13 protein-coding genes and 1 pseudogene are annotated in these 11,523 nt (G+C 47.2%); 6 read left to right on the top strand and 8 right to left on the bottom strand.

The window, feature by feature from the left end:
* Window positions 1-107 precede the first annotated feature (107 nt).
* Window positions 108-620 carry a hypothetical protein gene (locus IM267_RS20890; RefSeq protein ID WP_061382766.1) on the top strand — a complete coding sequence of 171 codons (513 nt, stop codon included), beginning with the start codon at window positions 108-110 and terminating at the stop codon, window positions 618-620.
* On the top strand, window positions 617-982 hold the full coding sequence (locus IM267_RS20885; protein WP_057058084.1) for a hypothetical protein: 366 nt from the start codon (window positions 617-619) through the stop codon (window positions 980-982). The genes IM267_RS20890 and IM267_RS20885 overlap by 4 nt, the downstream gene beginning before the upstream one ends.
* Before the next feature lie 269 nt (window positions 983-1,251).
* Here the strand turns inward: IM267_RS20885 and fic are convergent.
* A pseudogene (fic, locus tag IM267_RS20880) lies at window positions 1,252-2,329 on the bottom strand (protein adenylyltransferase Fic).
* Window positions 2,330-2,666: 337 nt separating this feature from the next.
* On the opposite strand from fic, the gene IM267_RS20875 reads away from it, so the two are divergent.
* Window positions 2,667-2,933 carry a hypothetical protein gene (locus tag IM267_RS20875; protein ID WP_193034222.1) on the top strand — a complete coding sequence of 89 codons (267 nt, stop codon included), beginning with the start codon at window positions 2,667-2,669 and terminating at the stop codon, window positions 2,931-2,933.
* Here IM267_RS20875 and IM267_RS20870 read toward each other — a convergent pair.
* The 6 genes from IM267_RS20870 to IM267_RS20845 form a co-directional block, all read right to left on the bottom strand.
* Window positions 2,914-3,399 carry a GNAT family N-acetyltransferase gene (locus IM267_RS20870; RefSeq protein WP_193034221.1) on the bottom strand — a complete coding sequence of 162 codons (486 nt, stop codon included), beginning with the start codon at window positions 3,397-3,399 and terminating at the stop codon, window positions 2,914-2,916. The two genes, IM267_RS20875 and IM267_RS20870, sit on opposite strands and share 20 nt — an antisense overlap.
* 171 nt (window positions 3,400-3,570) lie before the next feature.
* Entirely contained in the window at window positions 3,571-5,166 is a 1,596-nt protein-coding gene (gene mobH, locus IM267_RS20865; RefSeq protein ID WP_193034220.1) for a MobH family relaxase, read from the bottom strand.
* A gap of 159 nt (window positions 5,167-5,325) precedes the next feature.
* Window positions 5,326-5,874 carry a DUF1440 domain-containing protein gene (locus IM267_RS20860; RefSeq protein WP_193034219.1) on the bottom strand — a complete coding sequence of 183 codons (549 nt, stop codon included), beginning with the start codon at window positions 5,872-5,874 and terminating at the stop codon, window positions 5,326-5,328.
* 177 nt (window positions 5,875-6,051) lie between these two features.
* The gene (locus tag IM267_RS20855; RefSeq protein ID WP_193034218.1) at window positions 6,052-6,423 is read right to left on the bottom strand and encodes a hypothetical protein; all 372 of its coding nucleotides are present in this window, start codon (window positions 6,421-6,423) and stop codon (window positions 6,052-6,054) included.
* A gap of 192 nt (window positions 6,424-6,615) precedes the next feature.
* Window positions 6,616-7,521 (bottom strand): ArdC family protein, encoded by a 906-nt coding sequence (locus IM267_RS20850; protein WP_193034217.1) that lies wholly within the window; start codon window positions 7,519-7,521, stop codon window positions 6,616-6,618.
* A gap of 64 nt (window positions 7,522-7,585) precedes the next feature.
* A complete protein-coding gene (locus tag IM267_RS20845; RefSeq protein WP_193034216.1) occupies window positions 7,586-7,876 on the bottom strand; it encodes a hypothetical protein in 291 nt (96 codons plus the stop codon).
* A 333-nt stretch (window positions 7,877-8,209) separates the two neighbouring features.
* Between IM267_RS20845 and glgS the strand changes: the two genes are divergently transcribed.
* Window positions 8,210-8,410 carry a cell surface composition regulator GlgS gene (gene glgS, locus IM267_RS20840; RefSeq protein ID WP_193034215.1) on the top strand — a complete coding sequence of 67 codons (201 nt, stop codon included), beginning with the start codon at window positions 8,210-8,212 and terminating at the stop codon, window positions 8,408-8,410.
* A gap of 38 nt (window positions 8,411-8,448) precedes the next feature.
* On the opposite strand, the gene IM267_RS20835 is transcribed toward glgS, so the two are convergent.
* A complete protein-coding gene (locus IM267_RS20835) occupies window positions 8,449-9,321 on the bottom strand; it encodes a phosphorothioated DNA-binding restriction endonuclease (protein ID WP_193034214.1) in 873 nt (290 codons plus the stop codon).
* Between the two features lie 172 nt (window positions 9,322-9,493).
* Between IM267_RS20835 and IM267_RS20830 the strand changes: the two genes are divergently transcribed.
* Together IM267_RS20830 and IM267_RS20825 are read left to right on the top strand one after the other, a co-directional pair.
* A complete protein-coding gene (locus IM267_RS20830; protein ID WP_193034223.1) occupies window positions 9,494-10,483 on the top strand; it encodes a restriction endonuclease in 990 nt (329 codons plus the stop codon).
* A gap of 42 nt (window positions 10,484-10,525) precedes the next feature.
* Entirely contained in the window at window positions 10,526-11,449 is a 924-nt protein-coding gene (locus IM267_RS20825; RefSeq protein WP_193034213.1) for a hypothetical protein, read from the top strand.
* Window positions 11,450-11,523 lie beyond the last annotated feature (74 nt).

The following is an 11,523-nucleotide window of genomic DNA, read 5'->3' as shown; positions in this document are numbered from 1 at the left end:
ATTTGGTTTTAGTGTCGTTACAATCACCTTTGGATATTGATTTCTGCACTATTATGAAGAGAGTATTTTAGTTCAAATTGTACAAGGCTTATTGGCGTGGTTAATTTATGGACAATAAAATGGAAATATTTTCGTGGGCAAATTTCGGAACTGTTCTAACTTGGTTGTCAGTATTTGCATCGATCGTTGGTGGCATATATACAATCTTGGTATATATCAGAGTGGCAGATATAGAAAATAAATATCTCGTTAAAGTTAGACTTCCTGAACTGATTTCAAAGCTTCAGGATCAAAATAAAGATTTACCAAAACTTCTTTCTGAATTTGAACAAGACAATACTAGTAATAAGAAAAAAAGCGCAGTTTCCGCTTCTGTTCACTCAACAATAATAATATTGGAAGATGTTAAACGGAAGTTGGAACTTGATAAAAATCAGTTTAAATATTCAAGCCCTCCAATATCAAAATGGTTACTTTCAGTAACAGATGAAAAATTATCTAGAATGCTTAGCTCCAGACATCTCGACATTGAAGGATTATGGGGAATTCAATCAGAGTTAAGCAGTGTAATTATGCACTTAGAACAAATAAATTTAGATTTAGGATGGACGAGATCATGAGTGATAATATTATACAGTTGATCACGCAATTAAATAGATACACCTTGAATGGAAGTATATCTTGGAGGAGAGATGATGCTCCTTATAATATCATTCATGGTTCGGATTCATATATACCTCTATTTTTTAGCGTTAATTTCAATGGAACTAAGTTTGGGATCTATGAAGAGAAGTATAGATATTATACAGATGTCGATGAGTTTTACTGGACGTCTCAAATCGTTCTTTGCATCCTTGATGATAATAATCTTGAGGTATGGAAGTATAAAGAAAGATTTTCTGTCCTTAATGACCTTTTTGATAATGTTAGGTATAAGCAATCAGGGATTGAAGATATTTTAAGCAAGCTCCCAAAAAACTAAGTGTAAAAAGCAGCTTTGAAAGGAGCTGCTTTTATATGAATTTCTTATTGGTTCCTAGAATATAAATCTCTATGGATTTTATTCATATATCATCTAATGTTAATATGGTTTTCAATCTAATTGACTTAGCTTTGTATGATAAAATGATTATCAATACAATAAGATATTAATCATGCCTGCTTCAGGTATCACATCGCCATTAATGTCAGGTTTTGCTAAGGTCATCATTAGTTCCGGCAAATATCTGAACTAACACTAACCAATAAGCTTTACTGATTAAATTCCTGTACCAACCTGGTGTTGATAAACAGCTTTTCACGACCAACGCTCATTTCTTCCAGCACGCCTATATCTACCAACTGTTTGAGGTACACTGATGCCGTCTGGCGTTTAGCGATACCTCGTTCAACAAGGTTATCGATCCGGCAATACGGTTGCGCATAGAGCACCTGGATGAGTTCATAGGTATAAATTTTTGGCAGCTTCTCACGTACATACTCGATCGTTTCTGCCATCAATGCCCGTACGACCGCAATCTTGTCAGTCGTCCATCGGGACGTGTTTTCTACGGCCTCCAGCATAAATAATATCCATGATTCCCAGTCTCCTTCCTCTATTACCCTACGCAAGAGCGTGTAATAATCACTACGTCTCTCCAGAATAAAGCGGGACAGGTGCAGGATAGGCAGTGAAAGCAATTCATTTTGAATCAGGTAAAGAATATTCAGGATACGACCTGTTCGTCCATTCCCGTCCGGAAAAGGGTGGATACACTCAAACTGATAGTGCGCAATAGCCATTTTCACCAAGGGATCTAAATCATCATCGCCATGTATGAACTGCTCCCAGTTCGCCAATAAGTTACGGATGGTATCTTCACCCACGGGGGGGGGTATATACCACGCTGTTATTCTGATCGCGCAGTACCGTGCCCGGTGTTTTTCTTATATCGGTCTGAACTGCGCGTAATTTGGTACAGATAGCGATTGCGGTGTTTGTGCAAAGTGGATAGACCTCAAGATGGGTATAACCATCATAAAGCGCCGTACGATAGCGCAATGCTTCTTTGGTTGCTGGATCTGCTCCGTCTGCACGATCAGCATACTGAAAGAGCTGATCGTTGGTCGTTACGATGTTCTCAATGCGTGAGGAATCTTTCGCTTCCAGCATCGGGAGAATGTTAATCAACAATCCCTGATCGGGGATCAACTCACCCGCCGTTTTCAGCTCTGCAATTGCCGCGCGCGCATTTATACACGCTTTTAGTACATTGCGTGTTTCTATCTGCTGCTGATCAGGCGGCAGTTGTGGCAGATCGTTGTAAGGGGCTTCGGGATTCCAGTTCATATGTTTATAAAAACCGATTTCATCGACATATAGACATCATATGTCGATGCTTAAGCATGTCACGGCATCATGTTTAAAAAATCGTGTTTTATCGACATATCGCCGTAACGTGTCGATGGCATAAACATGTTTTGGCTATATGTTTAAAAAAATGCTTTTTATCGACATATCCTCAGACGCTTGGTGCAGACTATCTGGATTTGCCTGGGAAGAGACTTCACTATCTGAGATATATCGACCTTTAAATGAGGTCTCTCGGCAAACCTTGCAACCGCAAAAAATGCCCCTATTTCATGGCTAATTAACCGCTAAATTCTAGCCATGGAGGAAACTACCGATGTCACCCCGGACACACCGCCAGCTCGTGAGCGTTGAAGTGATGTGGCCTGCTCAGACGCTACCGCTTCCCCTGCAACAGGTAGTCGAAGCATTGAATCAGGGCGAAACGCCCGATCAGATTATTATCCGCATGAACCAACAGGGGCTGCTGGCGTGGCGCGAATACGCATTCGAGCAGGATACACACGATGTCTTTCAGGTGCGGCTGGACAATCAGCATGAAGCGCGGTTTCTCTGCCGCTACGTTACTCTACCGCTGCACTGATGCTTTTCTCCTTCAGAGATAAGTGCTTTGAGAAGCAAACAGCCTCATCTTTACCCACATATGGGCCATAGTTAGCGATGCGTTGATAGTTATGCTTTACATAAAAAGCAACTGCGCGGGTATTAGCTTTACGGGTTTCTAGCCTGATTTCGTTATATCCAAGCGACTTTGCTTCACCTTCAAGATTCCGGAGCAATGCTGTACCTGTTCCGGATGCTTTATTGACGGAAAACATTCTTTTCAATTCGGCAATATCTTCAGATATTGGCCGGATCGCCCCGCAACCGATAGCCTCGCCATTTTCATCTTTTGCCACTACCCACAGCGCTCGATCAGATTTCATGGTATCGACGTTAAAGTTAGTCTTTCCGCTATCACCAGTAATCTCAGCCAGCGTCGCGGATAGCATTTCGATAAGATACAAAGATTCTGGCGTGTCTGGGCTGGATTTTTCTATCAATATCATTTGATTAGCTAGTGGTGTTTTTAATATTTATTCGTACTGTTAACCTAATTTAATCCTCGGAAATTAAATAATACGAAATAATTATTACGCTCGCTCTGGTGTTATTGCGCTTTTGGCCGTTGTGCATACAGTTTTGCAAGGAGCAGCGAAGACCCTATGAGGTCATCATGGTTATTCCAGAGCGGGTACCAGCTTCAGCCACGGGTTATTCACCGACATTTTCTCTCCAAGCACCAGCCCCGGATCCTCCATCAGGAACCCTTTCAACTGACTACTTTTCTTTTGTGGAGCCCGAACCTCGCAGGTCCAGATAAAACTGTCATCATTACAGCGCAGGGCCAGCCCTGACTCCTGAAACATTCGCTGTGCCAGCTTCCAGCCGTCGCCGGTGTCTCCAGTAGTTTCTGATGCGTATATCTTAAAGATCCCCGGCGAAATCAAGAAAAGATGGTTTTCCACCACATGTACCTTGCCGTTCCGGGTATTCACCGTGGCTGAAGGACTGGTGTGGTTCTTCAGCCACTGCAGGAAATTATTATTGTCACCAAGCCTCGGGTCGTCTGCTATCTCCGACAACGGTTGAGTGGGGGCGCTAAGTTCAGGGACGGGTTCCGCTTCGCTTACCGGCGTCACATCACCGGCAAAACAGGCGGGACGTTGTTCGCCTGGATCCCATATTGCAGACGGTGTCAGGCGCAGCAGCGTCAGCGGTTCAACGGGCGACCAGCCCTTATCCGACCGAATAATGCAGCGCCAGATCGCTTTATCTTCGTTGGCAACAATAAGCTGATGTGCCAGCAGTTCGTCAAACAGGCGGTTATTGTTTTCCGGTACGCTGGAGACGCCATGCTGGAGCAGCCAGGCGCGGACCCGGTCGGCGGTGGTTTTACTGATAAGCCACAGCGCATCCTCCGTCAGCCAACCATCGGATCCACATTCGGGATTATTGAGCCGGTACTCGTTCCGTACCAGCGACCGCAAGGCTGTAAGAAGTTGCTGGGGGAAGGAAGAGGGCTTTTGCGCCAGCGCGGTTTTGATATCGCCGCCGAGGTATCGGGCGACAGAGGCTTTATCGGCCTGCTGCACCAGTTCTGCCAGCGCGCCAGCCCGTTCGTAGTGTCCGGTGAGCTGATAAATCAGGGAAGAAAATACCGCAGGGTATCCGGCCAGCCAGTCCAGTAATGGCGAGGATATCAACTGATTAATCAGCATTGCGGTAGCCGCCGGATGCAGATGATAGTCGCGACCGTGGCTCTGGTACTGCCAGCGATAAGGTTGTGCCAGATTCCCCTGCCACGGATGCCAGTGGGTGCCATCACGTTGATGAACCTCCATATCTACGGCGATTTTTCCCGTGTCGTGCAGCAATGCCGCGCAGACCACTGTGACCGTCCATGCACTGGCCTGCCGGGCTTGTTCTTCCGCACCCGCTTCCGTTGGCAGCAGATAACCCTGGCGCAACCGGATGGCGTTGCAGGCAACTTCCAGCGAATGATCCAGCAGCCCACCGGGAATGGAATGGTGATGACTTTGTGAGGCGGGCAGCAGTTGCACCAGTGCGGCGAAGCTATGAATCGCTGTGAGGATCCAGCTATTGAACAGGGTATTCGGCAGCGGGGTCAGCTGCCTTAACTGGTGCAAACAGGACTGACGTAACGGCGTCGCCAGCAACCGTTCTGCGGATTGTGGCGCATACCAGCCCTCCGGCAGCGCAGCGTCTGGCGCAGGTGGCTGGCTCCGGGATGGTCGTTGTAGCCACTTCAGCATATTTCCCCTTTCCGGGCAGGCCCCTTTGCCCTTGTCGCCCTTCCTTTGCAGTTTCTCCCTTTGGGCCTTTTACGCGCAGCGTATTTTGTCTGTCTGCGTGGAATATTTAATTGTTGCTGACTTCTCAATGGATAATTCCCCCGCTAAAATATTTCGTTATCAGATGGTCCATTTGCCTTTGATTGGCCTTGCGAAGTAAGCCAGAACGGCAATTAAGCAAATTTCAATCGATACTGACCAGCAGATATGGCCTAATATTTCGCTCCATAATTCATAGCCATTAAGGTTCCATAACCAGCCGATTTCACCATTTAAATAAGCAGGATGTCTGAAGCCCAATGCAGGAATAAGGAAACCATGCATCACGATAGTAATGATTAACCCGTACGCAGCGCCATACCATAACCTGATTTTGGGCCAGTATGCAGAGATGAGGATATAGAGAAAGGCGAATGCAAAGCTGAACAACCAGTGATACAACATGACTGCGCCCGGAATAGTTACACCCTGGTAAACATAGTCCAGTGAATGGGAATTGAACCCTGCCCATCCAAGCCAGGCGTCTATATGGGCCGCTGGCGGTGATATCTCCCCAGCGATACGAGGTGGCATATTGGCTTCAGTTCCGGACTTTATCAAGGAACTCATAAATCCCCCAATAATAGTGCCCCAGAACAGAATTTTTAGATTCACTTTACTTCCTGCCATAGCGTGGACCTCCAGCGATTTGTTTATTATTAGCATCGTCTATATTTTAGCAGCTGGTATTTAGATTGAATTGAAGATATTTCAATAAGTTATAAAAGGAGTGAACGGTTCTGAGCTGAAAAGGTTAAGATGCTTCTTATATAAAAAGTGACCGACGTTTTGTCGGCCACTTTAAAATTACCACCAGGCATAAAACATCAGCCTGTCTCGCTCAAAATCAAACGTCTCCAGCGTCTCCTTCACCCAGTGGGTGACGGCGCGAACGTCTTTCCAGTAGTGTTCTCCATAATCGGTATATCCATAGAAAAAGCCGTCAATCGTGGGATAAACCGCGCCGCAGTTATCTGGCGTCAGGCTCTGCAGGTCACTCAGAAGCGCCTGCAAATGTGCTTTGGTGACTTCTAACAGCACCTGGTTGCGCACCAGCCCAACGTGTTTATCCACCCATTTGAGTAACGGGTTCACATTGCGGAAATAACCCACCTTGGCGTACTGGCTTTCATCGGGCGCGTTTTTTGCCCGTTCGAAAAAGAAGATGTCGAGTCCCATACATTGTTCCTCATTCCCCTTCATCCTTCAGGCCGCAGGTGCGTTGGCTTTCCTCGCTCACCCCGGTCACGTAGTTTGTCTACGCTCCCGGGGATTCGCTGCGTCGCCGCCTTCCTGCAACCCGAATGATTTTGGGGAATATTGAAGGGGAGCAACTTCCCGGCGGGGAAGACTCCCCGTGCGGGTGGGCTGTCAGGCGCTAAGCTGACAGGGTTGTGGTACAGCGTTGAGCAGCCATTCACTGGCGTGGCGTGCCATACCGCTGGCGCGGATCACTGCCCGCTTGTCCTGGCGCAGGATATCCAGCCAATAGCCGATATAGCTGGCGTGCTGGAGCCAGCCCTGAATGCCGCAATGGGCACACAGGAAGGCGCTACCCATCTCCGCCACTAATTCTTCAGCGGCGTAGAGTGCTTCGGTGCGTTCTGCTCCGGCAATACCGGGGCGGTTCAGGCGTGAAGCGTGACCGGTGGCGTGCGTCAGTTCATGCAGTAGCGTGGCATAGTACGCCTCGCTGCTTTCAAACTGCTGAGGGTGCGGCATCATCACCAGGTCAGTCGCGGGTTTGTAATACGCTTTCGACTGGCGGCGATGGCGCAGCGTCACGCCGCTATTCTTCGTAATGGTTTCGGCTATCTCCACAGGCTCTGCGGGTCGGGTAAACGGCTCGGACAGCGACTGCGGCAGGCCGTCACACTGCGACAGGTTAAACAGCCGAAATTCACGAATAATCCCGAAATGCCGCACCTTCGGCTCGCCGTCTTTATCCAGCAACGGCTGGCCGAGTGCATCGATCTCTTCCTGTGTGCGCGGCAGATACAACACCGCCAGAGAGGATTTCTCCCCCCGGCGTACCTGCCCGCCGAGCGCGCTGACCTGGTGGAACGTCAGCCAGCGGTCGCTGGCAAAACTCTGCTTGTCGGCGCTGTTCCACAGCAGCGGCACGTTAATGCCGTGATACGGACGACCGGATAACGCATTGATCGGGAACGGCGGCTCGCCATCGCGCCACGGGCGGAGCCACGGCACATTGCCGTTTTCCAGCTCAGCAATAATCTGGTCGGTGACTTTCTGGTAGATATCGTTGCTTCTGTCCATTGTGCGATCCTCATGGAAGAAGCCGGAGCTGCCTCCATCCGGAAGCGACTCCGGCGGGGAGAGGTTATGCCTGTTCAGCCATCGAGACCTGCACATAGTGGCCGTGATAGTTGAGTGATAGCGGTAATGCGACAGGGACTTTCATATCGCCCTGCGGCGGCTGGCAGTAGATCGTAAAGGTGACTTTCTTGCGGGATGCCCCGGCGGTGCGCAGGGTCAGCAGTACGGCGAGCAACAGATTGCCCAGCCGTTCTTCCTCCTGCTGCGGGTCGGCGGGAAATTCCACAGCGGATTGCCAGACATCAGGGGCGATAACCACCGGCATTAACGACGGTTTTTTATCGAAAAACGACATGGTGTTTCTCCTGTAAATGAGCAGAGAACACCCTTCGCAGGGCATTTCCCTGCGGGATGGAATGGTTCGTGTATCCTGCGCATTTGCGCCGTTCGCACCTTCCGGATACATGGCGAACTTACTGCATGGCTGGCGGTAGTGTTTTCTGCGCGGATGATAAAAGGGAGGGGAAAATCATTACCGGGGCTGAAGAGTTTTGTCGTTCCTGAAATGTGAACGCAGGCAGATTGATGCGCACGCATCGCTCAAAAAATGATCTTTTTCAGGCGGATACTGAAATCAGAAAAGCATATGACCTTGAACAGTAAACACAATGACTGGAGGGATATGCTAATGAACCAACAAGATATAAACGCATTGAAGAATTTTGATTTTCTGGCACACAGTTTTGCCCGTATGCACGCCCTGGGCCAGCCAGTGGATATCGATGCTGTGACCGGTAATATGAGTGATGAACAGCAAGCATGGTTCCGGGAGCGATACGACCACTACCGAAAGCAGGCTGAGCGGGCGAGAGTGATAGAACTGCGGTGATGTAACGAACAACGGGCTTAACGGCCCGTTGCGTATTTTCAGGCTTTGAAAATCTGTTTACGGTGCCAGCCGACATACTGTTCAGCAGGCCACTGCGTTTTGTCATAAGGGAAAAATAACTGCTGGCCGTCCCGCTGCCAGAACAGATGGTCTACCACCGGACTGCGACTGACGCCGCCGGAGATGCGGATGGTCATACTCTCATCCAGCCCGAATGCCCCCATATCAAACGCATTGTGGTGCAACGTACAGAGCGCCAGGCCATTGTTTACCACGCACGGACCACCGTACGCTTTCCAGTGAATATGCGCCGCTTCAATACCAACCAGCGCGCCATCAAGTCTGAGATCGTAACCACAGAACGCGCACCGTGAGTGGTAAGCGCGAAGAACGATATCCCTGAAACGCGGATCGCGGTTCCTGGAGCGATCGATAAAATCGAATCCCAGTTGGTTGGCCAGGATCCGCTGAATACTTTCCGGGAAGCGATCGGTGAGGATCTTCTGGGCCAGTTGGTCGATCATCTCAGGGTGGGCCAGCAATTGCTGGTAAGCCGCTTCATCGAAGCCGCCCGCCACCTGGTTATCAATCAGTTCTTTCTTTGTCGGCTGAGTATTGCCCTTGCGCGGTTTACAACCTTCTGCGTGAGCGATCTCCCAGAAGCCGTCTGTTCGCAGCCGCCAGAACGGCATATTGGGATAGCCGGTGCGTCGCTTGGGGCCAAACTCTTTCAGCAGGCGAGTAAGCGGTTCGTGGATCTCCAGGCCGTAGTTAAACAGGCGTGAATGGCCTGCTTTGTACTGCGACAGTACATACAACAGCAGCAGCGGTTTATGCGGCGCGCATACGTCACCCTGACGCCAGACAGAGACGTTAGAGATGGCGGTTTGCAGCGTTTCTGGAGAGATCATAAGAATGAACCGGGTAACAGGCTGATGTTATTGCGATCATGCTCGCAAAGCTTGATTGATTCAAGACGAATAACATAACGTTGATTTGCTTCCGGTAAAGCTAATTGTGTTGTGCTAAAGTGCCGATTAACAAGTTCATTCAGAAGGGAAAATCATGGCTGGCAAAATGTGGATGATTCGTGGCGATGGTGGAAAACTATATGATGATTTTCGTGATAAACAAGTCGCGGCGATAGGGTGGTCACCTTTTGCTCCACATGTAAAACCGGGATTATCCAGAGAACAGTTGTTCGATTTATACCAAGAGCTTGAACCTCAAATTAAACCGGGAACTGCACGTTCTGGTACTTCTCAGATTTGGCGATTTGTGAACGAAATGCAGAAAGGTGACTGGGCCATTACGTATTCCCCCTCTAATCGAACCTACCTGTTAGGGAAGATCGTTTCAGATTTTGAATATCATGCAGAGTGGCTTGAAGATGGTATGGGCATTGCTCGCCAGGTGAAATGGAATACGGAAGAAATTGATCGTGATAACTTGAGTGATGCCACCAGAAATACATTGGGTTCAACACTGACGGTTTTCCGTGTGCCGGATTTCGCTGTGAATGAATTATTGCAGGGGAAAAAACCTGCACCTGACGTTACGCCAGGAGTTCTTGGTTCAGTTAACGAGGAAGACGCCGTATCTAACCCCTTACGCGATATGGAAATGATCGCCTTTGAAGGCATCAAAGATCGTATCAATCGACTTGATTGGGACGAGATGCAAAATCTGGTGGCAGGTGTTTTGCGCAGTATGGGATATAAAACTCAGGTATCACCTGCTGGCGCGGATAGGGGCAAAGATATTATTGCTTCTCCGGATGGTTTCGGTTTTGAAAACCCACGTATTATTGTTGAAGTGAAGCATCGCCGTGAACAGATGGGTAGCCAGCAGATCCGCAGCTTTATCGGTGGCCGCCATAAAGACGATCGCGGGTTGTACGTCAGTACTGGAGGATTCAGCAAGGATGCTCGCTATGAAGCCGATCGTTCAACGATCCCGCTGACGTTGTGGACACTCGACGATTTGGTGCGTGCGTTGGTTGAAAACTACGAGCAGGTTGATATTGAAACCAAGTTGTTAGTTCCATTGAAAAGAACCTACTTACCTGCCTGACGTCGTAAATTTTAAAATTATCCTCCGCAAATTGAGATTGACATGGAATTGATGTTTACCTATCGAAAAAATGATAATCACACCCATCAGGTACGTTTATTATCTCCGCTTGGGGTTTATCCCATTAAAACATTTATTATGGATGATTCCGCTCTATTTATTAGCGAGGATATTTGTTTTTCGGTTACACCTTTAGTGACTTTCGTTGACTCTGAATTTGAAGATGAAGGGTATTATACCGAGATGGAATGGGCCTCTATAAATGAAATAAAGTTATACTCGTCGATAATGCTAAGCCTTGATAGAATGTATGGTTATTCAGTTATTTATCCTTTTTCAACCTGCCATTATGTGAAAATGAGTGGTGATGTATCTAACTATCTATCTGAAATAAAAAAAGAATTAATCAAAGCAATAATTATGCCTGCAGGAGTTAATGGATGGCATCCATTTATAGGGAAAATCAATAGAGGTCTGTCTCTTCCTCCAGTGACAAGTGATGGGGAAAAATATGATTTAAGAGATCAAGGATTCGATGTCAATATACAGGAAAAAGTGTTTGAGAAAATTGATGTGAATAATTTTATTCTAATTAGAGGCCTATCTACCTTGCTGAGAAGTAGAATGTTATTAGTTCATGGGTATTTTATGGAGGAAGCCATTTATTCTCTATTCATATCACTTGATGCTTCATTTAATATGATATTAAATAAGCTAAAAGAAGTTGGAATATCTAACCCAACCTCGAAAGATGCAGCTATGTTTATCTCTAAGACATTTAATGCTCCAGAAACAGAAAAATATTTTGGTGAGTATTACGAAGGTAGAATAAAAACATTTCATCCGAAATCTAGATTTGGTGCATATCCTCATGCCCCACTGACAATAGATGACTATTTTTTTCTTTCTGAGGATCTTAGTACTGTTTATTTGTATCTTACATGTGGATATGTATCACAAAAATGATTTAGTTTTTACTAAAACTTATTGAATTATTATTTGAGTATAATTTTTCCAATTTGCCCACCACTATTCTTAAC

This window comes from Enterobacter cloacae complex sp. P15RS, from assembly GCF_014895905.1.
GTDB classification, from domain to species: Bacteria; Pseudomonadota; Gammaproteobacteria; order Enterobacterales; family Enterobacteriaceae; genus Enterobacter; species Enterobacter quasihormaechei.
This window is presented reverse-complemented; position numbering and strand designations above follow the sequence as displayed.

What these genes read in the sequence shown, in the direction of transcription:
- IM267_RS20890 (WP_061382766.1), top strand. Translation starts at nt 108, where the DNA reads ATGGACAATAAAATGGAAATATTTTCGTGGGCAAATTTCGGAACTGTT.
- IM267_RS20885 (WP_057058084.1), top strand. Translation starts at nt 617, where the DNA reads ATGAGTGATAATATTATACAGTTGATCACGCAATTAAATAGATACACC.
- IM267_RS20875 (WP_193034222.1), top strand. Translation starts at nt 2,667, where the DNA reads ATGTCACCCCGGACACACCGCCAGCTCGTGAGCGTTGAAGTGATGTGG.
- IM267_RS20870 (WP_193034221.1), bottom strand. Translation starts at nt 3,399, where the DNA reads ATGATATTGATAGAAAAATCCAGCCCAGACACGCCAGAATCTTTGTAT.
- mobH (WP_193034220.1), bottom strand. Translation starts at nt 5,166, where the DNA reads ATGCTGAAGTGGCTACAACGACCATCCCGGAGCCAGCCACCTGCGCCA.
- IM267_RS20860 (WP_193034219.1), bottom strand. Translation starts at nt 5,874, where the DNA reads ATGGCAGGAAGTAAAGTGAATCTAAAAATTCTGTTCTGGGGCACTATT.
- IM267_RS20855 (WP_193034218.1), bottom strand. Translation starts at nt 6,423, where the DNA reads ATGGGACTCGACATCTTCTTTTTCGAACGGGCAAAAAACGCGCCCGAT.
- IM267_RS20850 (WP_193034217.1), bottom strand. Translation starts at nt 7,521, where the DNA reads ATGGACAGAAGCAACGATATCTACCAGAAAGTCACCGACCAGATTATT.
- IM267_RS20845 (WP_193034216.1), bottom strand. Translation starts at nt 7,876, where the DNA reads ATGTCGTTTTTCGATAAAAAACCGTCGTTAATGCCGGTGGTTATCGCC.
- glgS (WP_193034215.1), top strand. Translation starts at nt 8,210, where the DNA reads ATGAACCAACAAGATATAAACGCATTGAAGAATTTTGATTTTCTGGCA.
- IM267_RS20835 (WP_193034214.1), bottom strand. Translation starts at nt 9,321, where the DNA reads ATGATCTCTCCAGAAACGCTGCAAACCGCCATCTCTAACGTCTCTGTC.
- IM267_RS20830 (WP_193034223.1), top strand. Translation starts at nt 9,494, where the DNA reads ATGATTCGTGGCGATGGTGGAAAACTATATGATGATTTTCGTGATAAA.
- IM267_RS20825 (WP_193034213.1), top strand. Translation starts at nt 10,526, where the DNA reads ATGGAATTGATGTTTACCTATCGAAAAAATGATAATCACACCCATCAG.